18 protein-coding genes are annotated in these 19,301 nt (G+C 70.7%); 10 read left to right on the forward strand and 8 right to left on the reverse strand.

What is annotated here, in order from left to right:
• Positions 1-55: 55 nt before the first annotated feature.
• The 3 genes from ATK36_RS32530 (at position 56) to ATK36_RS27080 (ending at position 3,726) form a co-directional block, all read left to right on the forward strand.
• Positions 56-217 (forward strand): hypothetical protein, encoded by a 162-nt coding sequence (locus ATK36_RS32530; protein WP_170069926.1) that lies wholly within the window; start codon positions 56-58, stop codon positions 215-217.
• A 1,494-nt stretch (positions 218-1,711) separates the two neighbouring features.
• On the forward strand, positions 1,712-2,791 hold the full coding sequence (locus ATK36_RS27075; protein WP_098514048.1) for a sialidase family protein: 1,080 nt from the start codon (positions 1,712-1,714) through the stop codon (positions 2,789-2,791).
• Between the two features lie 152 nt (positions 2,792-2,943).
• Positions 2,944-3,726, forward strand: coding sequence for an SAM-dependent methyltransferase (locus ATK36_RS27080; protein WP_245915220.1), 783 nt, complete (start codon positions 2,944-2,946; stop codon positions 3,724-3,726).
• 95 nt (positions 3,727-3,821) lie between these two features.
• Here ATK36_RS27080 and ATK36_RS34305 read toward each other — a convergent pair whose 3' ends face one another.
• Positions 3,822-3,941 carry an amino acid--tRNA ligase-related protein gene (locus ATK36_RS34305; protein ID WP_281259094.1) on the reverse strand — a complete coding sequence of 40 codons (120 nt, stop codon included), beginning with the start codon at positions 3,939-3,941 and terminating at the stop codon, positions 3,822-3,824.
• Between the two features lie 109 nt (positions 3,942-4,050).
• Here ATK36_RS34305 and ATK36_RS27085 point away from each other — a divergent pair, with 109 nt between their 5' ends.
• On the forward strand, positions 4,051-5,511 hold the full coding sequence (locus tag ATK36_RS27085; protein ID WP_098514050.1) for an amidohydrolase: 1,461 nt from the start codon (positions 4,051-4,053) through the stop codon (positions 5,509-5,511).
• Between the two features lie 17 nt (positions 5,512-5,528).
• Here the strand turns inward: ATK36_RS27085 and ATK36_RS27090 are convergent, their stop codons facing one another.
• Entirely contained in the window at positions 5,529-6,077 is a 549-nt protein-coding gene (locus ATK36_RS27090; RefSeq protein WP_098514051.1) for a phosphoribosyltransferase family protein, read from the reverse strand.
• Positions 6,078-6,235: 158 nt separating this feature from the next.
• Here ATK36_RS27090 and ATK36_RS27095 point away from each other — a divergent pair, with 158 nt between their 5' ends.
• The 4 genes from ATK36_RS27095 (at position 6,236) to ATK36_RS27110 (ending at position 8,323) form a co-directional block, all read left to right on the forward strand.
• Positions 6,236-6,859, forward strand: coding sequence for a maleylpyruvate isomerase family mycothiol-dependent enzyme (locus tag ATK36_RS27095; RefSeq protein WP_098514052.1), 624 nt, complete (start codon positions 6,236-6,238; stop codon positions 6,857-6,859).
• 334 nt (positions 6,860-7,193) lie between these two features.
• Positions 7,194-7,388 (forward strand): HC3 family zinc finger protein, encoded by a 195-nt coding sequence (locus ATK36_RS27100; protein WP_098514053.1) that lies wholly within the window; start codon positions 7,194-7,196, stop codon positions 7,386-7,388.
• On the forward strand, positions 7,385-7,795 hold the full coding sequence (locus tag ATK36_RS27105; RefSeq protein WP_098514054.1) for a hypothetical protein: 411 nt from the start codon (positions 7,385-7,387) through the stop codon (positions 7,793-7,795). The genes ATK36_RS27100 and ATK36_RS27105 overlap by 4 nt, the downstream gene beginning before the upstream one ends.
• 27 nt (positions 7,796-7,822) lie before the next feature.
• Entirely contained in the window at positions 7,823-8,323 is a 501-nt protein-coding gene (locus tag ATK36_RS27110; RefSeq protein WP_098514055.1) for a DUF2127 domain-containing protein, read from the forward strand.
• A 271-nt stretch (positions 8,324-8,594) separates the two neighbouring features.
• Here the strand turns inward: ATK36_RS27110 and ATK36_RS27115 are convergent, their stop codons facing one another.
• The 5 genes from ATK36_RS27115 to ATK36_RS27135 form a co-directional block, all read right to left on the reverse strand.
• Positions 8,595-9,302, reverse strand: a complete 708-nt coding sequence (locus ATK36_RS27115; RefSeq protein WP_098514056.1) for a PP2C family protein-serine/threonine phosphatase — start codon at positions 9,300-9,302, stop codon at positions 8,595-8,597.
• A gap of 124 nt (positions 9,303-9,426) precedes the next feature.
• On the reverse strand, positions 9,427-11,271 hold the full coding sequence (locus ATK36_RS27120; protein ID WP_098514057.1) for a glycosyltransferase family 39 protein: 1,845 nt from the start codon (positions 11,269-11,271) through the stop codon (positions 9,427-9,429).
• Entirely contained in the window at positions 11,271-12,554 is a 1,284-nt protein-coding gene (locus tag ATK36_RS27125) for a bifunctional glycosyltransferase family 2/GtrA family protein (protein WP_098514058.1), read from the reverse strand. The genes ATK36_RS27120 and ATK36_RS27125 overlap by 1 nt, the downstream gene beginning before the upstream one ends.
• Before the next feature lie 147 nt (positions 12,555-12,701).
• Positions 12,702-14,573 carry a glycosyltransferase family 39 protein gene (locus tag ATK36_RS27130; RefSeq protein WP_098514059.1) on the reverse strand — a complete coding sequence of 624 codons (1,872 nt, stop codon included), beginning with the start codon at positions 14,571-14,573 and terminating at the stop codon, positions 12,702-12,704.
• 65 nt (positions 14,574-14,638) lie between these two features.
• The gene (locus tag ATK36_RS27135) at positions 14,639-16,147 is read right to left on the reverse strand and encodes a sensor histidine kinase (RefSeq protein WP_098514060.1); all 1,509 of its coding nucleotides are present in this window, start codon (positions 16,145-16,147) and stop codon (positions 14,639-14,641) included.
• Positions 16,148-16,326: 179 nt separating this feature from the next.
• On the opposite strand from ATK36_RS27135, the gene ATK36_RS27140 reads away from it, so the two are divergent.
• Positions 16,327-16,884: a hypothetical protein gene (locus ATK36_RS27140; RefSeq protein ID WP_098514061.1), complete on the forward strand. Its 558-nt coding sequence runs from the start codon at positions 16,327-16,329 to the stop codon at positions 16,882-16,884.
• 4 nt (positions 16,885-16,888) lie between these two features.
• On the opposite strand, the gene ATK36_RS27145 is transcribed toward ATK36_RS27140, so the two are convergent.
• Positions 16,889-17,629 carry a fructosamine kinase family protein gene (locus ATK36_RS27145; protein ID WP_098515213.1) on the reverse strand — a complete coding sequence of 247 codons (741 nt, stop codon included), beginning with the start codon at positions 17,627-17,629 and terminating at the stop codon, positions 16,889-16,891.
• A gap of 281 nt (positions 17,630-17,910) precedes the next feature.
• Here ATK36_RS27145 and tig point away from each other — a divergent pair, with 281 nt between their 5' ends.
• Complete coding sequence (tig, locus tag ATK36_RS27150; RefSeq protein ID WP_098514062.1) at positions 17,911-19,287, forward strand: trigger factor; 1,377 nt, start codon at positions 17,911-17,913, stop codon at positions 19,285-19,287.
• Positions 19,288-19,301 lie beyond the last annotated feature (14 nt).

A 19,301-nucleotide genomic window follows, 5' to 3' on the forward strand; every position in this document is an offset into this window, starting at 1 on the left:
GGCTGGCGTCGTTCGCCGCGGCGCGGCACCCTTGTGGGTGCTGGGAGGGGACCAGATGACCGCGAACGCGCGGCGGTATGGCCGCCAATGCCGGGAACAGTTCGAGCGCGGGGATGGGAAGACGCCGCCGGAATCCGTCGAGCCGGAGAGTCCGCGGGACAAGCCAGGGGAGGAGCCGGGGCCGGTTCCGGTGGCGGAGCCGCGCGGGGAGCAGTGACGTGCTGTGTGGTTGCGGGCGGTTGCCGGGGATGGCTCGGTGCTCGCCAGGGACGGTGGGCTTGGTACTCGCCGGGGACGGTGAGTCACGGACGCGTTGCCGGGCGCGGTGGTGCCGGGATTCAGGTGCGGTGGTGCCGGGGGTTTCAGGGGTGCCGGGTGGTCGTCGGAGGGCGTGAGGTCCGGTGCCGGTCGGGAAGCCGATCGTCGATGCACGGTGATGTCTCGCCGAGCCGGTGACGGTGCCCGGCGGAGTCCTGGCGCTGCCTGCGGTGGAGCTTCACCACAGCCTGCTGAGCAGCGCGATGAGCATCAGGAGCAGGAAGCCCCCGCAGCCTAGGCTGGTCAAGATCAGGAGTCCGCGCCAGGAGCACCCGCGCGGTCGACGGCGAGCCGGGAAGGTGCGAGCCGGGACGCCTGAGGATGGGACGTCGAGCCCCAGCACTGCGGGTGGCCGGTGGTCACGGGACGGGAAGCCGTGCGGCGGTACGCCGGGCGACCGGATGTCGCGGGACGGGATGCTGCGGGACAGGAGGTCACGGGACCGGATGTCACGGGACCGGATGTCACGAGACGGGATGCCGCGGGACCCGATACCGCGAGACGGGAAGCGGCGACCCGGGAAGCCGTGGGTCGGGCGCGATCGCCGGCGCGCGTGGGGTGGCAGGCGGGAGCCGTTGGACCGCCAGGCGGCATTGCATCCGGAGCCGTCCGGCCGCCAGGCCGAGCATCCGAGGAACGCGCCGAAGCGGCCGCTTGCCCGGCACACCTCACCCCGGCGGCACCACGGGCAGCGATCCCCGATACGGATCCGCACCATCGCCACTCTCTCCGCAAAGTTGCCGTACATGTACGGCAATTTTCTACCCGATATAGGTCGAGAACGTCGACGGAGATCGCGGCACAGGCGCGACGATGAGGAGGGACGGAAAGTGTCTTGGCCCGGCTGCGTGTGTCGGAGGCGAGGTCTGTTCGTCACGAGGGGCGCTGTGGGTGAGGTTCGCTCACCACGCAGTGGTTTCGAGGTGACGGTCACTCGCCGCGCGGGTCGGGAGTTGGTTCCTGGCAAGGGTGGCTGTTGGTCAAGGGATTCGTTTCACCGTGTGAGGCCTGGCAGTCAAGGGAATTGTCGGCTACGCGGACGTTGCCATGGCCGGGCGGCAGGTTCGCTTCAGGAGTGCGTTGGGAGAGTCTCCGCCACGGCGGGCGTCAGGGTGGAGTTCGGTCCGTGACATGGGGTGGGCGGCCAGGTGTCGCGGGCAAAGGGCGTGGGTTGAGGCGGGCGAAGGTCGGCCCGCCACCCCGAGCTCGCCCGCCACCTCGAACTCGCCAGGCACCCGAACTCGCCAGGCACCCCGAACTCGCCAGGCACGCAGAACTCGCCGAGCGCGCCGTCAGTGAGGAGGCTGGGCCGGTCGGGTGATCTTCGGTCCGCCGGTCGTCTTCTCCTGTCCGTGCCAGGGCAACCTGGGCGTGGCCGGAACGTCCCCGCGGCATGACAAGAGCCTTTCGGTGTGCTGCTGTGGTCCTGGCCGGGGCCGCGGCGATTTCCGTTGCTCCGCCGGGTGTTTCGGCTGCGGAGGGGTTCGAGCCGTCGTCGACGGGGTGGGTCGGTCCGGAGCGTGGGTTCGTGCTCGGGTACGCGCGGTGCGGTGGCGGGTGGTGCTCACAGCTGAAGGCGACCGACGACGGCGGCGCGCACTGGCGGTCGCTGCAAGCGCCGCCGGTGCCGTATCCGGACAACCACAATCGCGTACGCATTGTCGCGGCTGATGACCAGCATCTGTACGTCACCGACGGCATGCAGATCCGGGCGACTCGCGACCAGGGCGCGCATTGGTACCCGGTGGGGCTCGCGGGGGCGGCCGCGAAGCGGTACGTGGCGAAGGTCGTCGAGTTCGGGGGACGGAGTTTCGCGCTCGTCACGGGGGACGGTGGGGCGGCGAACGTGTACGCGGGGGCCGCCGGGGCGCAGGTTCTGACCCCGGTGCCGGGGCTCCGCATCGAAGGCGGGAACACCGGGGGCGACCTGTCGGTGCGCGGCGGGCTGCAGATCGTCCTCGATGCGGATCACCGCACCGAGCGGTACTGGACTTCCCACGACGGTATCCGATTCACCACCGCGCCTTCGCCGTGCCCGGCCGGCGAGACCGCGAGTCTAGGCGGGGTGCAGGACGGGCAGGTGACCGCCTTGTGCAACAGCGGACCGGCGGTACCGCAGCCGGGGCACATGATGCGTGAGCTCTGGCGTGCCCGGGGATTCGGCGGGATCTTCAGCGGGACCGCGGCCGCGCCGAACACCGGGATCACCCTGTCTTTCGGTGCGGCGACCGCGGAATCGGCGACGGTCGCGGCCGAAGGCGGCGCCGCGGAATTCCTCCACCACACCACCGACGGCGGCCGCACCTGGACCACCACGGTGCTCAGCGAGCACGGGTACGGGGTGGCGGACCTGGCCTTCCCGGACAACCGGATGGGCGTACTCGTGGAAGGCCAGCCGGACGCCGAATCGGGCGCCCGGCTGTACCGCACCACTGACGGTGGGTGTACTTGGCAACCGTTGGCCGTCGGTTGAGCCGCATGGGGGACTGGGGTCTCACCCGGGAACGCACTGTCGTAACCTGAACACTGTCCGTTGCCGACGGTGGCACGGAGCGGCCTTGGGTAGGGGGCAGTTTCAGGATGATCCGGGCGAACCTGAGGTCCGGTCCGGCGACGTTGTGGGATATGGACCGGCCCAGCCTCGCCCGGTTCGCCGACGCGCTGCTCGGCGGCCACGACCACTACGGCTGTGACCGCGCGCTGCTGCAACGGCTGCTGACCGTCGCCCCGTACGCCCGCGAAGTGGCCCACGAACGGCGGCGGTGGCAGCTGCGCGTGCTGCGGCACCTGATCCGCAGCGAGGGCGTGGACCAGTTCCTGGATCTCGGGTGCGGAATGCCGACCACGGACAACACGCACCAGATCGCGCAACGGCTGCTCCCCGGCGCGCAGGTGGTCTACGTGGATCACGATCCGGTCGTGCAGGTGCACGGGCGGGCCGTGCTGGAGGAGAACGAATGCGTGCACGTGACCGGGCCGGATCTCACCGATCCCGGTGCCACGCTGGGAGATCCGATCGTCTACCGGCACCTCGACTTCGAACGGCCGGTGGTGCTGCTGCTGTGTGACGTGCTGCACCACGTGCCGCGCCTGGAGCACGCGCAGTACGTCGTGCGCAGCTACATCGACCAGCTCGCGCCCGGGTCGTTCGTGCTGATCACGCATGATCGCCTGCCTCCGGACAAAGCTTGTGCGGCGCTGGCCCGCGATCTGGACCGGGTGCTCGGCGAGGCCGGGCTGGGCAGCACCCGCCGGGACCGGGCCGGGATCGTCTCCCTGTTCACCGGACTCGAACTGATCGAACCCGGCGTCGTCCCGCTGCACGAGTGGTGGCCGTGCGGTCCGCGGCTGCTTCCGGTGAGCCACCAGCATCTCCTGAGCCTCGGCGGAGTGGCGGCCAAACGCTGACCCGCCACCCCGGACCCGCGCGGGCGGGCCGAACCAAAGTCCGTGAAGGGGCCCTTCACGGACTCAGAGTCCGTGAAGGGCCCCTTCACAGCCGTTCAGGGCCGCAGGCGGTGCAGGTCGCGCGGGAAGAGCGTGGTGCCGCGGACGTTCGGCACGCCGAGTACCCGCGCGACCCAGCGTTCGAGGCCGATCGCGAACCCGCCGTGCGGCGGCATGATCGCCGATCCGGCTCCGTTCCTGGTCGGCTGACCCGCTCCGTGAGTCCTCTGTGGACCTACCGGTCGCCGCCTTCCCCGCTCGGCACGCAGCTGGCAGGCTGGGCGGATGGACGATCTTCTCCTCCGCCGGGTGCGGGTCGGGTTGCGCGGGCCGCTGGCCGAGGTGCGGGTCCGCGACGGGGTGATCACTTCGATCGAGGAACCCGGTGCCGGATCCGGGTTCGCCGCCCGGATGGTCGACGGGCACGGTGGCACGCTGCTGCCGGGGCTGGTGGACGCGCATGCCCATCTGACGCAGTGGTCGGATTTCCGGCGGCGGATCCCGCTGGGGGCCGCGCGGTCCGCGACGGCCGCGGTGGAGTTGCTGATGGCGCGGCTGCTCGTCGCGCCGGGGCGGCCGGGCGAACTGGTCGTGGGGGCCGGATTCCGCGACGGGCTGTGGCCGGACCGGCCGCACAAGCAGCTGCTGGAACGTGCGCTGCCGGGCCGGGCGGTCGCGTTGTTCAGCGCGGATCTGCACACGCTGTGGCTGAGCCCGGCGGCGCTGCGGCTGATCGGCCGGGACCATCCGACCGGCGTGCTACTGGAGAACGATTGCATGAGCGCGACCGCGGCGCTGCCTTCGGCGTCCGTGGCCGAGGAGGACCGGGCGGTCGCCGAGGCCCTCGCCGCGGCGGCCGCGCGCGGGGTCACCGGGGTGGTCGACTACGAATATGCCGACACCGTCGCGGACTGGACGCGGCGGGCCGCCCAAAAGCCGCCGCTCTTGCGGATTTCCTGCGTGATCGCCCGGTATCTGCTGGACCATGCCATCGCCTGCGGGCACCGCACCGGCGACGTCCTCGAAGCCGGGCACGGGCTGCTCACGGTCGGCCCGTTCAAGCTGTTCGCCGACGGTTCGCTCAACACCCGCACCGCCTGTTGTCACGATCCCTATCCCGAAGACGGCGGGACCGGGCTGCTCGAACTACCGCCCGACGAGCTGGTGCCGTTGCTGCGGCGGGCTTCGGCGCACGGGCTGACCCCGGCCGTGCATGCCATCGGCGATCGCGCGAACACCGTGGCGCTCGACGCGTTCGCCGAGGCCGGTTGTGGTGGCCGGATCGAGCACGCCCAGCTGTTGCGGCCGGAGGACGTGTCGCGGTTTGCTGCGCTCGGCCTCACCGCGGGTGTGCAACCGGCGCACCAGCCCGACGACCGGGACGTCGCCGATCGCCACTGGCCGGGCCGCACCGAGCGGGCCTACCCGTATCGCGCGTTGCTCGAGGCCGGTGCCCGGCTGGAGATCGGGTCGGACGCCCCGGTCGCGCCGCTGGACCCGTGGGATGGGATCGCGGCGGCGGTCGGCCGCACCGATGACGACCGGCCGCCGTGGCATCCGGAGCAGGCCATCCCGCTGGAGGACGCGCTCGCCGCGGCCGCGGGCGGACGCCGGGGCATCGCGGTGGGTGACGTGGCCGACCTCGTGGTCACCGCGGCGGACCCGAGCGGGCTGTCCCCGGCGCAGCTGCGCGAGCTGCCGGTCTCCGCGACGATCGTCGCCGGGAAACCGGTGTACCTGGCGTGAATCCGCCGCTGAACCGGTTACAGATCCCGCACGTGCAGCAGCGACCGCACACCCAGCCTGCGGCGAGGTTCGTTGCTGCGCAGGCCGTCCACGATCACCGCGGTGCCGAGCCAGGTCGCGCCGGCCTCGGCGACCAGCGACCGGGCGGCGCTCGCCTGGCCGCCGGTCTCGATCCAGTCGTCGACCAGCAGCACCCGGTTTCCGCCCGAGACGAGGCGGCGGCGGAAGCCGAGGGTCAGGTGGCGGTCTCGGTAGTCCGGTGCGGACGTGCGGTGCCGCCAGGGGTCCGAGTCCGAGACCGGGCGGCGGTTCTTGCGCAGCTCCACGAAACCGGCGCCGAGTGCGACCGCGACCAGCGGGCCGAGGAGACAGCCGCGTGATTCCGGGCCGAGGACCACGTCCGGCTGCTCGTCGGCGAACAGCTCGGCCAGGGCGGGACCCAGGTCGGCCAGCAAGCCGGGCACACGCCACCAGCTCGCCGGGTCGGGGTAGCGGCCGTCGTCCATCCGGTCCCCGAGCACGACGGTGGCTTCGCGGATCCGATCCGCCACGGTGCTGGTACGCATGCCTTCGATGGTCGCCTACGCTGGTCGTGGTGGCGAGCGAATTTCGGCCGGAGAGCCCGCTCTCCGTCGCTGTTTTGTCCACAGTGGACATATGGTGGAGTCGCCTGGTTTGCGCGTTCAGGATCGGCCCGCCACCGACGACCGGAGGGAGGTCCACCGTGGACCTGCGCCGATTCGCCCGCGAGGAGCGCGCCGACCTCGCGGAACTCCTGGAAAGCCTGACCACCGAGCAGTGGTCACAGCCGACGCTGTGCGCCGGATGGACGGTGCACGACCTCGCGGCCCACGTGGTGAGCTACGACGAGATCGGTGCCCGCGGACTGGTCCGGCGGCTGGCCGGCGCGCGATTCTCCCCGGATCGCGCGAACGCGCTGGGCCAGGCCGAATACCGCGCGCGGCCGCCCGAGGAGCTGATCGCCATCCTGCGGCGCAATCCCCAGCCGCGCGGCCTGCCCGCCGCGTTCGGCGGTCTGATCGGCTTTCTCGACGGGCTGATCCACCAGCAGGACATCCGCCGTCCACTGGGACTGCCCCGCACCATCCCGCCGGAACGGCTGCAAGCCGCCCTGCGCTCGCTGCGGTTCGCCGTGCCGGTCGGCGCCGCCCGCCGGCTGCCCGGCCTGCACGCGGTCGCCACCGACCTGGACTGGTCGACCGGGAAGGGCGCCGAGGTCCGCGGCCCGGCCGAAGCCCTCCTGATGGCCTTGGCCGGCCGCCGCGCGGCGACCGGGGAGCTGAGCGGGCCGGGGCTGGAGCTGCTGGTGTCCCGCACTCAGGGCTGAGCCCGGTCGTCCTGGGCCGGACGCAGCCGCTTCCGGCGCCCGCCGGGGCCGTGACCATGGCGGTTCCGGCCCTCCCGGCCGGGAATCCGCCGTGCGGCGGCCCGGTGCCGATCCCGCGTGGTGCTCGCGTCGACATCCGGTGACGCCCGGCCGGACGTCGGTGCACGAGCCGGCGGCCCGGGGGCGGGAATCCCGGTGTCGCCCCGGGATTTCGCCGCGGATTCCGCAGGTCTGCCGGGGGATTCGCGCTCGGCCGTGATCACCCGGACCGGGGCTTGCGTCGGCATCGGCGGACAGCCGGAATGGCCTTCCGCAGTCCAGGGGAGGAAATCCGGTGTTTCGATGGCAGCAGGCGGAGGGAAAGCGGCACGCGCTGGAGGGGCCGTTCCCGCCGCGGCCCGACGAGAGCTTCGTGGCGTTGTGCGGGGAGGAGGTGACAGTGGCGTGCAGCGACGTTCCGCAGCTTGGCGGGCATTGGTTCGATCCGACCTGTGCCGAGTGCAACGCAGTGTGGCTGAGCCGGGTATGAACGACCTCCGGCTGCTCGCGCGCATCCGTGACCTGCAGGTCTCGCTGGCCACCGAGCTGGCCTTCCTGACCCGCTCGGTGGACGAGCAGGCACCCCGCCCGGACGTGCTGCGCGACCTCGGCGAGCGGCTGCTCGACCTGGGCGGCGCGCTGGTCGAACGGGCCGACGAGCTCAACACCGCGGTACTGGCCACGTTGCCCGCGCACGGCTGGCTCCCGGAGGCGGGCACCCGGCAGCGGGCGCTCGGCGTGGTGCATCAGGTCGGCCCCCGGCCGCTGCGGTGCGGGCCGATCTTCCTGGCGCTGTGCGGGGCGGCCTGTTTCCCGTTCTACGGCCGGGACCCGGCCGGCCGCACCGCCCGGCACGAGCGGTGCCCGGCCTGCGCCGAACCGGGACGACGAGCGTGACCGGCGGTTTTCCGGTTTGCTGGAGGGATGAGCGAGAAACCACCGGCGAAGGCGCCTCGCAGCACGGAGCGGCTCTTCCGGATCGCGATCGCGCTGAAGGGGCTGGACGGCGCCCTCCAGCTGGTCGGCGCGCTGATCCTGCTCTTCGTCCCGGCCACCGTGGTGACCGGGTTCGCGCATGCGGTGATCACCCGCGACCTGCTCGGCGATCCGTCCGGCACGCTGGCCCGGCACCTCGAACTCGCCGCCGAGCATTTCGCCGCGGGCGGCACGAAGACGTTCGCGGTGGTCTACCTGCTGGCGCACGGCGTGGTCAAGCTCGGCCTGGTGTGGGCACTGGCCCGGAAGTGGCTGCGGGCCTACCCGGTCGCGATGCTGGTGCTGGCCGCGTTCGTGGCCTACGAGATCTATCGCGCGATCGAGACCAGCTCGATCGCGCTGCCGTTCTTCGCCGCCGTGGACGCGCTGATCATCGTGCTGGTGTACCGGGAATACCAGCAGCTCCGCCGGGAACGGGCAGCGGCCTGACACCGGTACCCGTGTGATCGGCACCGGCATTCCGTGACCGTGCGCGAAGATCGCCGCGCACGGTCACGGAGCGCAGGGTGTCGGCAAAGTCGGTGTGGAGGTCTGTGAAGGGGCCCTTCACAGACTCTGAGTCCGTGAAGGGCCCCTTCACAGCCCCGAAACCGGTCCGGCGCACGCCACGAGGTGGTCGCACACACCTCCGCAGCGCCCGCCGCCGGGTCCCCGACCAACCCTGGTCACGGAGCGGCCGAGCGCTCGCGCTCAGCGGGCCTCAGGCGGCCGTGCGAAACGGCTCCGTCGCGATCACGGCCGGGTCCACCGCGGGCGGTTCCACGAACAGCGCGGTCGCGTTGTCCCGTCCGCCCAGCTCGATCGCCGCGGCCACCAGCCCGGCCGCGCCGCCCGACGGATCGGCCAGGATCGCGTCGATCGTGGACGGCGGAACGACCTTGTGCACACCGTCGCTGGTCAGCAGCAGACCGCCGCCGACCACCTCGGTGGTGCCGATCTCGTCCGGCCGAGTGGTGCGCACGCTGGTGGTGACCACGTGCTCCATCCGCGCCGTGTAAGGCTGCCGCCGGCGGCGGAAGTACTCGGCCATGGTGTGGTCCTCGGTCACCTTGCGGACCATGTGGCCGTCCCAGCCGTACGCCCGGGAGTCGCCGACCCAGGCGATCCGGTAGCCGCCCTCGAACGGCATCGCGACCACCATCACCGCGTCGCCGGTGCCGCCCAGCTTCTGCACGGCCTGCTGGCCGTTCAGGATCGCGGCGACCGGCCCGTCCGCCACCGGGGTGCGGGCCGCGGCCGTTGCCGCGGTCCGCGCGGCCAGGCCCGCCGCGGGATCGTCCCCGACCCCGTCGGCGAGCGCGAACGTGATCCCGGGGGCGCCGGCCGCGGCGTAGGCGCTCACGGCGTCCGCATTGCGTTCGCGTGGCCCTCGCTCGCTGGCGGTGTGCCACGGTGGAAATCCGGTCATGATGACCTCCCCGACTTCTCTGAGGGGGAACCCTCGCCTGTACCCAGAATGCGCTCCATTCCTGGGAACAGGCTGAGGATTCCCGATCTTGCGGCTGTCTCTCCGGACACACCCCGGAAGATCGTCAGGAGATCAGCTTGTACACGGTCTGCCCGCCCACCGTGGTGGCGGTGAAATGCGCCGCGACCCAGTCGCCGATCTCGCTCGATCCGCCACCCGGGCCACCGCCGCGTCCGCCGTCCACGTAGTACGAGATCTTGCCCTCGGCCACGTACTGCTGGAACTGCGCCAGCGTGGGTGCCGGATCGCTGCCCGACCAGCCGCCGATCCCGATCACGCCCTTGCCACTGGCCAATTCCAGGCCGGCCGCGGATTGCGAGCTGGTAGTCGCCGCGGCCCACGTAGTGGTGGTCTGGGCGAGCAGAGTGCCGAGCGCGCTGCTCGTCTGCTCCATCCCGCCGCCGCCCATCCGGCCCATGCCAGTGGTCTCCGGACCGGAAGTCGGGATGGAACCGCTGTGCGGCAAGGAAACCGTCTCCACGCCGTAAGCCGCGGTGCCCGCGCCGAGGGTGACCATCGTGGCCACCGCGACGCCTGCGATCAGCGTGCGGATCCGGGGCAGGCCGACCACGACGAGCGTGGCGACGATCAGCCCGAGTGCCACGATCACCCAGCGCAGCACCGGAAGCCACGTCGAGGTGCGGTCCAGCAGGATGTAGTCCCACACCGCGGTCACGGCGATCATCGAGCCCAGCAGCACGCGCGGGACGAGGTGTGCGCGACCGCGCCACAGCGCGTGCCCGGAGATCGCGACCAGTGCGGCGATCGCCGGGGCGAGCTGCACCGCGTAGTACGGGTGGATGGTGCCGCCCATGAAGCTGAACACCAGCCCGGTCACCAGCAGCCAGCCGCCCCAGACCAGCAACGAGGCACGGGTACGGTCGGTGCGCGCCGCCCGCCGGGTGAACCACAGCCCGGCCACCAGGCCGAGCAGCGCGGCGGGCAGCAGCCAGGAGATCTCGGTGCCGAAGCTCTCGCCGAACATCCGGCCCAGCCCCGAGGCGCCGCCGAACATCGTGTTCCCGACGCCTCCGCCCCCGAATCCGCCGCCCCCGCCGTTGCCTTCGCCGCCGAAGATCCGGCCGAGGCCGTTGTAGCCCAGCGCCAGCTCCAGCAGGCTGTTCCCGGTGGAACCGCCGATGTAGGGCCGGGACGTGGCAGGCCACAGCTCGACCAGCGCGACGAACCAGCCCGCGGAGACGATCAGCGCGCCGGCCGCGGCGAGCAGGTGCAGCAAGCGTTTGCCCAGCGAGGTCGGCGCGGCGACCAGATACGCCAGCGCGAACGCGGGCAGCACCAGGAAGGCCTGCATCATCTTGGTCAGGAAGCCGAAGCCGACCGCGACCCCGGCGAACACCAGCCACTTCGGGCTCGCCTTCTCGATCGCGCGGATCGTGCAATAGGCGGCCGCGATCAGCAACAGGACGAGCAGCGCGTCCGGATTGTTGAACCGGAACATCAGCGCGGCCACCGGGGTCAGCGCGAGGGCCGCCCCTGCCAGCAGTCCGGGCACCGGACCGGAAACCCGGCGCACGGTCAGATACAGCAGCCCGACCGAGGCGACGCCCATGAGCGCCTGCGGGGCGAGCACGGTGAAGCTGGAGAAACCGAAGACCCGGGCGAACGCGGTGCCCACCCACAGCGCGGCAGGCGGTTTGTCGACAGTGAGCACACTGCCCGGGTCGAGCGAGCCGAAGAGCCAGGCCTCCAGGTTCTGCGTGCCGGATTGCACCGCGGCGGCGTAGAACGAGTTGCCATACCCCGAGGCGGTGAGGTTCCAGAAGTACAGCACCGCCGTGAGTGCCAACAGCCCGAGCGCCGCCGGGCGCACCCACGGCGGCGAATTCTCCTTGCGGTGCTGCGGATCCCGCGCCTGCGGAGTGGCAGGGCGGGCGGACAGGGCCGTCATCAGGACTCCTCGGGTGCGGTGCGGCCGCGGCGGGGGTTGAAGACCCAGCCGCGCAGCAGCAGGAAGCGGAGCACCGTGGCGGCGAGGTTCGCCAGCACGAGAACGGTGGTCTCCAGGACGACTCCGGGATGCGTGGTGTGGTTGAGCAGCGCGAGCGAACCGCTGGTGAGCACGAGTCCGAGGCCGAACACGATCAGGCCTTCGAACTGGTGCCGTCCGGCTCCGGCGCGGCCGCGTACGCCGAAGGTCACCCGGCGGTTGACTGCGGTGTTCGCGATTGCCGTCACCAGCAGTGCGGTGAAGTTCGCTGCCTGCGCGCCCACCATGGTGCGCAGGAGCAGGAACAGCAGCAGGTACGCGGCGGTGCTGGCGACGCCGACCGCGGCGAACCGGACGAGCTGCTTGACGAGGCTGGGGGACACGCCGGGTGCCTCCACTCCGATCGGTTCCCGGCCGAGCTGCTCTCGCAGCCGGTGTACCGGGATCTGCCCGGTGAAGGTTGCGCGTGTGATGCGTACGAGGCCCTTGAGGTCGGCGGTCGCGGTGGCGACGAGGTTGACCGAGGAGTTCGGATCGTCGACCCAGTCCACGGGTACCTCGTGGATCCGCAACCCGGCGCGCTGGGCGAGCACGAGCAGCTCGGTGTCGAAGAACCAGCCGGTGTCCTGTACGTGCGGCAGGAGGCGGTGTGCGACGTCCGCGCGAATCGCCTTAAAGCCGCACTGCGCGTCGGAGAACCGCACGGCCAGTGCGCCGCGAAGGACCAGGTTGTAGCAGCGCGAGATGAACTCGCGCTTCGGTCCGCGTACGACGCGGGCGCCACGCGCGAGCCGGCTGCCGATCGCGACGTCGGAATGTCCGGACAGCAGTGGCGCGACGAGCGGCCCGAGTGCGGCTAGGTCCGTCGATAGGTCGACGTCCATGTACGCGAGCACAGCTGCGTCCGAAGCGGACCAGACCGCGTGAAGGGCGCGTCCGCGGCCCTTCTCGTCGAGGTGGTGTACTTCTACTTCGGGGAACTCACGGGCGAGTCGTTCTGCGACCTGCAACGTGCGGTCGGTGCTCGCGTTGTCCGCGACGGTGATCCGGTACGGGTAGCCGACTCGCTCGGCCAGATAGGCATGCAGACGGCGGATGCACGGTTCGAGGTCGGCTTCTTCGTTGTAGACCGGGATGACGACGTCGAGCACGGGTTGCGGGCCGCCGAGGCCGACCGGGGTCGTCCCGGGCCGCGGTGCGGGCACGTCGCCGGCGCTGCTGCGGGAGGGGGCGGTGGCGTTCATGGCGTTCACCGTCGTCTGTGGGGCTTTGGTGACGTTGTGGCGTCCCTGTGCGGGTGCTGTGGGTCTGCCACTCGTCGATCGGCTTCGCCGGGCAGGACGAAACCCCTTGGACAACCCGGGTTGTCCAAGGGTTCGGTGTAGGTGGGATCAGGGGGTCAGGTCGTACACCACGACACCGTCCACTGTGGTCGATTGGTAGTTCGCCGCGACCCAGTCGACGATCTGCTGGGACAGATCACTGCCACTGCTGTTGCCGCCGAACACGGTCATCCCTTCGCCGAGTAAGTAGTGGATCTTCCCGTCGTGGACGTACTGCTGGAACTGTTCCAGCGTCGGGTACGGGTCAGTACCGTTGAACCCGCCCACGGCAAGCACGGGTTGCCCGCTGGCGAGCTGATATCCGGCCGCGTTGTTGGAACCGACTGTGGCAGCTGCCCAGGTGTACTTTCCGGTGTTCTGGGTCAGTAGCGCGGTGAGCGCCGTCCCAGGTGACGAGGTGCCGAGCAGCCCTCCGGCAGGTCCGCCGCCACCGCGCATTCCGCCACCGCCAGGCATGCCGCGGTTGGAAGATGGCCCTGCAGAAGGAATCGCGCCGCTATGCGGGGTCGTCGCTGTCGCGACGGCGTACGCGCCAGTGCCCGCGAGTAGCGCGACAAGCCCTACGACGGCAAGGGATCGCGCAGCGACGCGACTGAGGTGACTGGAGAAGAACAGCGCCACTGAGGTGAACAACCCGATGATGAGCACAGTGGGGGCGAGCCAGGGCAGCCACGACGATTCGCGCAATAGCAGCACGTACGTCGTGACAGCGCTCAAGGCGAGCCCACCGCTGAGCAGGCCCGAGGCGACGGGGTCGTCGCGTAGCCGCCACAGCTGAACGATGGCGGTACCGACGAGTGCGGCTATCGCCGGGGCGAGCGCGACCGTGTAGTACGGATGGATGATGCCGCCCATGAGGCTGAACACAGCAGCGGTGACGATCAGCCAGCCACCCCAGATCAGCAAAGCCGCACGGCTGTGATCGGTTCGCGGCGCGCGGCGGGTGAACCACAGTCCGGCGCCCAGCGCGAGTACGGCGGCAGGCAGCAGCCACGCGATCCCGCCCGCCATCTCGCTGCCGAACAGCCGGAACAGTCCGGTGCTGCCCCAGCCGCCGCCGGCCCCGCCGCCGACGCTGCCGGTCTCGTCGCCGGTGATCCGGCCGAAACCGTTGTAGCCCAAGGTCAATTCTAGCAGGCTGTTGTTCTGCGAGCCGCCGATGTAGGGCCGGTCCGCGGCGGGCCAGAGCGCGACGACGGCGAGGTACCAGCCCGCAGAGACGATCAGGGCGACCCCTGCGGAAAGCAGGTGCAGCAGGCGTTTTCCGGGTCCTGTGGGCGCGGCGACGAGATAAGCAAGGGCGAATCCGGGCACCACCAGGAATGTTTGCAGCATCTTCGCCAGGAACCCGAATCCGACGGCCATGCCGGCCAGGACGAGCCATTTCGGGCTGGCCTTCTCGATGGCGCGTACGGTGCAATAGGCCGCAGCTACGAGAAGAAGTACGAGCAGGGCGTCCGGGTTGTTGAAGCGGAAGATCAGCGCTGCCGCGGGGGTGAGGGCCAACACAGTGCCCGCGAGTAGCCCGGTCGCGGCGCCGGAAGTGCGCCGTACGGTCGCGTACGTCAGCCAGGTCGCGCCGACGCCCATCAGCGCTTGCGGTACGAGGATGCTCCAGCTGTTCACGCCGAACAGTCGCGCGGAGAGGCTCATCACCCACAGAGCAGCGGGGGTCTTGTCCACTGTGATGCCGTTGGCTGCGTCGCTGGAGCCGAAGAACAGTGCCTTCCAGCTTTGTGAACCCGCTTGTGCGGCAGCGGAGTAGAAGGAGTTGGCCCAGCCTGAAGCACTCAGGTCCCACACGTACAGCGCAGCGGTGGCGGCGAGGAGCGCAACGAGGGACAGCCGCATCCACCGCGGTTCTCGCCGTGGCGCGGCGGGACTGCTTGGCGGTGCTTCGGGGGTGGCGACTGCGGTCATACGGTCAGATTCCAGGGACGACCTGGGGCGGTGGTATGTCCGGCCTGTGCGCCTGCTGTGCGGCTTCACGCCTCTAGTCGCCGCGTGGTCTTTTCAGCGGTTACACGGCGCTGTGCGGGTACCGCTATAGGCAGCCGGACGGCGAATTCGGTACGCCCAGGGCGGCTGTGGACCTCGATGGTGCCGTGGTGCGCGACGAGGACTGCTGCGGCGATGGCCATACCGAGCCCGGTAGATCCGGCTGCGCGGGAACGGGACGAGTCGCCGCGCGCGAAGCGTTCGAACACTTCCGGGAGCAGGTGCGGTGGGATCCCAGGGCCGTTGTCGGTCACAGTCACGACGGCGCTGCCGTCAGCCGACTGCGTGAGAGCGGTGACCACTGTCGTGCCGGGCGGAGTGTGTACGCGCGCGTTCGCGAGCAGGTTGGCCAGCACCTGATGCAGCCGCTGTACGTCACCGAGTACAAGCACTGGTGCGTCGGGTAGCGACAGCTGCCAGTGATGCTTCGGCCCTGCGACGTGTGCGTCGCCGACAGCGTCCGCGACAAGCCGCGCCAGATCGATCTCGGCGACATCGAGCGGACGCCCGGCATCCAGCCGTGCGAGAAGCAGCAGGTCCTCGACGAGCGTTGTCATCCGGTCTGCCTCGGACTCGATGCGGGTCATGGACCGCGCGACGTCCGGCGGTACCAGCGCGCGCCCCCGCCCGGCCAGTTCGGCGTAGCCACGGATAGCCGCGAGCGGCGTACGCAGCTCATGGCTGGCGTCTGCGACGAACTGGCGGGCTCGCAGCTCGCTCGAATGACGCGCCTCCAGCGCCGACGAGATGTGCCCGAGCATCAGATTGAGCGCCGCACCGACCTGGCCCACTTCGGTCCGTGGGTCGGTGTACGGGGCCGGTACTCGTACAGACAGGTCGACGTCGCCACGGTCCAGCGGGAGCTCCGAGACCTGCGAAGCAGTCGCAGCCACCCGGTCGAGCGGGCGAAGCGTGCGACGCACCGCGAAAGCCCCCACGAACGCCGCACCGGTCACCCCGGCTGCAGCGACACCGAACAGAATCAGCCCAACCGTCAACAGCGTTTGCTGCATCTGGGCCAGTGGTACCCCGGTTACGACCACGCTGCCCGGGATCTGCATCGCGGTCAGCCGATAGTCACCACGGTCGCCGAGCGCGCGCGTGTACGCGCGCCCGTTCGGAGGAAGGCTCTGTAGCACGGCCAGCTCGTCCGAGGTCAGCGTGATGCGCTCGCCGTACGTCGACAGGGCGCCGCCATTCACCAGCTGTCCGCCGGAAAGCTGCACGTTGACGGTGCCCGCGCCTTGCCCAGGAGCGTCCAACGGGTTGTGTCCGCCGAGCGGACTGTCGTGCGTGGCGAACTCCTCGGCACGGGTTGCCGCCGCGTACAGCTGGCCGTCGGTTTGCGCCAGGAGGAACGCGCGCAGGGCGAACTCGCTCACGACACCGATCACCAGGCACACGAGTGACAGCAGCAGCACGATCGACACGATCAGCTTCACGCGCAGCGAAAGCCGCCCGAACCGGGAGGCAGCGAGCTTCGCGCGAAGTTCCATACCCTGAGCGTGCGAGGAGTCGGTGTGGCTGCGATGTGTGCTGCCTGTGAGTCCGCTGTGCGGTCCGTCGGGAGTGTCCGGAAAGCCGGTCACAGCATCGGCTGACCGATTCCACAGCGCCGCCACAGGCACCGTCGCCACGGTGGGAGCCGAACCGTCCACCGAACGCAGGAGTCACCATGACCGCCCCGAACCGCAATCCCGAACCGGCTACTCCGCAGCAGCCTGCCGCCGAATGGGGAGCCGCGCCGCCGACCTCACCCGCGCCGAAACCCCGTTCCGCACGGTCGAAATGGATCGCCGGCGGGGTGGCCGTGGTGATCGTCGCCGGTGGCGGCGCGGCGGTGTGGGCCGGGACCTCGTCCTCGTCGTCCGGCACCGCCGGCGGTGGCCAGGCCGGTCCCGGCGGGCAGCCGGGCGGCGCCGGCGGACCTGGGGGAGGGGCCGGGCTCGGCTCGGCCTTGCACGGCGAGTTCGTGACCTCTGACAACGGGATATACGTGACGAAGTTCCTGCAGACGGGCGAGGTCACCGAGCTGAGCAGTACGTCCTTGACCACGAAGAGTACCGACGGGTTCACCAAGACCTACACGATCGACTCGGCCACGGTCACCGGCATCACGAAGGGTGAGAGCGTCACCGTCGTGGCGACGGAAAGCGGCAGCACCGCCACCGCCACGTCGGTCACCGAAGCGGGCTCCGGTGTGACCGGCGCCCCGCCGATGAACCGCGGCTGAGGATTCAGCCGACAGACCGCGCCGCGGCCAGCGCCTGCGCGGCGTATGACCGTCCGAATAGGACAGTGTGCACCAGCAGCGGGAACAGCTGGTGCATCGGGATCCGTTCGCGGTAACCGTCGGCCAGCGGCGCGGCTTCGTCGTACGCGGCGACGATCCGGTCCAGATGTGGGCTGCCGAACAGGTGCAGCATCGCCAGGTCGGTCTCGCGGTGCCCGCCATGCGCCGCCGGGTCGATCAGGACGGCACCGTGCTCGCCCCACAGCACGTTGCCGTTCCACAGATCACCGTGGAGCCGAGCCGGCGCTTCAGCCGTCTCAGGGAACCGCGCGCAGGCTTGTTCGAGCGCTGTCGCTTCTGAGGCAGTCAGCACGCCGGAATCGACCGCCGCGCGCACGTACGGCAGCACGCGGTGTTCGGCGTACCACTGCGGCCAGCTGTCCCTGCGTACGTTCCGCATCGGCGCGAGCCCGATCCGTGCATCCACTGGGCCGTCCGGGGGAGGTGCGCCGAACGACGGTGCACCAGCGTTGTGTAGCGCGGCAAGCCCACGGCCGAAGGCCTCCGCGGCGGCGACCGTCGGCGACGCGGTCTCGACGACGTCTATTACGAGCCAGTCCGCGTCGGCTCCGTGTACCCGCGGGACCGCCACCGCACCGGCTTTGGCGAGCCAGCGCAATCCGGCGGCTTCGGCGGCCGCGGCACCCGGAGCGTGCTTCACCATCAGAGTGTCACCGTCGGTCATGGCCAGTGCGCTGAGCGTGCCGCTGCGCCCGCCGCGGGCGACCGTCCGGCCAGTGAGCCGCGCGGCCGCTTCGGCGGGTTCTTCGGGGCGCTGCCGGGAAACCACACCCGGACGCTACCGCCGCGGCCGCTCCCCGCCGCTGGACGGGCGGGGAGCGCGAAGGCCCCCGGGCCGGTGACGTCACACCGCTGGCCTAGACTCGGATGTCCCGGTCAGCAGGTGACCGGGGCCGTCCCGAGGGACGTTCTCACCCATATCTTTTACCGCTCGAGGAGAAGACCTTGAAGAGCACCGTCGAGCAGCTCAGCCCGACGCGAGTGAAGATCAATGTCGAGGTGCCGTTCGACGAGCTCAAGCCGAACTTCGATCGCGCCTACCGCAAGATCGCCCAGCAGGTGCGCATCCCGGGCTTCCGGCCCGGCAAGGCGCCCGCTCGCGTCCTGGAAAGCCGGATCGGCCGCGCGCCGGTGCTCGACGAGGTCGTCAACGAGGCCATCCCGGCCAAGTACATCGAGGCCGTCCGGGCCGGCGAGGTGCGCACGCTGGGCCAGCCCGAGTTCGAGGTGACCAAGCTCGAAGACCGCGACGTGCTGGAGTTCAGCGCCGAGGTCGACGTGCGCCCGGCCATCGAGCTGCCCGATCTCGCGGGCCTGGAGATCAGCGTCGACGACGTCGAGACCACCGACGAGGAGGTCGCCGAGCAGCTCGACGAGCTGCGGGCCCGGTTCGGCACGCTGACCGGCGTCGAGCGCGCGGCCGAGAACGGCGACTTCGTCTCCGTCGACCTGTCCGCCACGGTGGACGGCGCCCCGGTCGAGGAGGCCACGACCAGCGGCCTGTCCTACGAGATCGGCTCCGGCCAGCTCGTGGACGGCATCGACGAGGCGATCATCGGCGCGAACGCCGGCGAGAGCAAGACCTTCACCACCAAGCTGGTGGCCGGCGAGTACGCCGGGCAGGACGCCGAGGTCACCGTGACCGTGCAGTCGGTCAAGCAGCGCGAGCTGCCCGAGGCCGACGACGAGTTCGCCCAGCTGGCCAGCGAGTTCGACACCATCGAGGAGCTGCGCGCGGACCTGCGCGAGCGCCTCGGCCGGGTGAAGAAGATGCAGCAGGGCGTGCAGGCCCGGGACAAGGTCCTGGACATCCTGCTCGAGCGCACCGAGGTGCCGATCCCGGAGAAGGTGCTCGAGTCCGAGGTGGAGAACCGCAAGCACGACGCGGTGCACCCCTACGACCACGACGAGGCGAAGTTCGCCGAGGCGCTGGCGGCCGAAGGCCGCAGTGTCGAGGAGTTCGACACCGAGGTCCGGGAGGAGTCGGAGAAGGCCGTCCGCACGCAGCTGCTGCTGGACACCATCGCCGACAACGAGCAGACCACGGTGGACGACGGCGAGCTGACCGAGCGGATCCTCTACCAGGCCCAGCGCTTCGGCGTCAGCCCGGACGAGTACGTGCAGCGGGCACAGCAGTCCGGCCAGCTCACCGCGATCTACGCGGACGTGCGCCGTGGCAAGGCGCTGGCCTCGATCGTGCGCGGCACCACCGTCAAGGACGCCTCGGGCGCCGAGGTGGACCTGAGCGAGCTGTTCGGCGGCGACGAGGACGCCGAGCAGGCCCCCGCGACCGAGGAAGCGGTCACGACCCCGGCAGAGTAAAGCTGTAAGCGAAC

This window comes from Amycolatopsis sulphurea, from assembly GCF_002564045.1.
In the GTDB taxonomy this organism is placed as follows: Bacteria; Actinomycetota; Actinomycetes; order Mycobacteriales; family Pseudonocardiaceae; genus Amycolatopsis; species Amycolatopsis sulphurea.

Excerpts from the sequence above, each read along its gene's own strand:
- ATK36_RS27145 (WP_098515213.1), bottom strand. The coding sequence starts at position 17,629 with ATGACCGACGGTGACACTCTGATGGTGAAGCACGCTCCGGGTGCCGCG.
- ATK36_RS27085 (WP_098514050.1), top strand. The coding sequence starts at position 4,051 with ATGGACGATCTTCTCCTCCGCCGGGTGCGGGTCGGGTTGCGCGGGCCG.
- ATK36_RS27140 (WP_098514061.1), top strand. The coding sequence starts at position 16,327 with ATGACCGCCCCGAACCGCAATCCCGAACCGGCTACTCCGCAGCAGCCT.
- ATK36_RS32530 (WP_170069926.1), top strand. The coding sequence starts at position 56 with ATGACCGCGAACGCGCGGCGGTATGGCCGCCAATGCCGGGAACAGTTC.
- ATK36_RS27130 (WP_098514059.1), bottom strand. The coding sequence starts at position 14,573 with ATGACCGCAGTCGCCACCCCCGAAGCACCGCCAAGCAGTCCCGCCGCG.
- ATK36_RS27110 (WP_098514055.1), top strand. The coding sequence starts at position 7,823 with ATGAGCGAGAAACCACCGGCGAAGGCGCCTCGCAGCACGGAGCGGCTC.
- ATK36_RS27090 (WP_098514051.1), bottom strand. The coding sequence starts at position 6,077 with ATGCGTACCAGCACCGTGGCGGATCGGATCCGCGAAGCCACCGTCGTG.
- ATK36_RS27135 (WP_098514060.1), bottom strand. The coding sequence starts at position 16,147 with ATGGAACTTCGCGCGAAGCTCGCTGCCTCCCGGTTCGGGCGGCTTTCG.
- ATK36_RS34305 (WP_281259094.1), bottom strand. The coding sequence starts at position 3,941 with ATGCCGCCGCACGGCGGGTTCGCGATCGGCCTCGAACGCTGGGTCGCG.
- ATK36_RS27075 (WP_098514048.1), top strand. The coding sequence starts at position 1,712 with ATGACAAGAGCCTTTCGGTGTGCTGCTGTGGTCCTGGCCGGGGCCGCG.
- ATK36_RS27115 (WP_098514056.1), bottom strand. The coding sequence starts at position 9,302 with ATGACCGGATTTCCACCGTGGCACACCGCCAGCGAGCGAGGGCCACGC.
- ATK36_RS27125 (WP_098514058.1), bottom strand. The coding sequence starts at position 12,554 with ATGAACGCCACCGCCCCCTCCCGCAGCAGCGCCGGCGACGTGCCCGCA.
- ATK36_RS27120 (WP_098514057.1), bottom strand. The coding sequence starts at position 11,271 with ATGACGGCCCTGTCCGCCCGCCCTGCCACTCCGCAGGCGCGGGATCCG.
- ATK36_RS27080 (WP_245915220.1), top strand. The coding sequence starts at position 2,944 with ATGGACCGGCCCAGCCTCGCCCGGTTCGCCGACGCGCTGCTCGGCGGC.
- ATK36_RS27105 (WP_098514054.1), top strand. The coding sequence starts at position 7,385 with ATGAACGACCTCCGGCTGCTCGCGCGCATCCGTGACCTGCAGGTCTCG.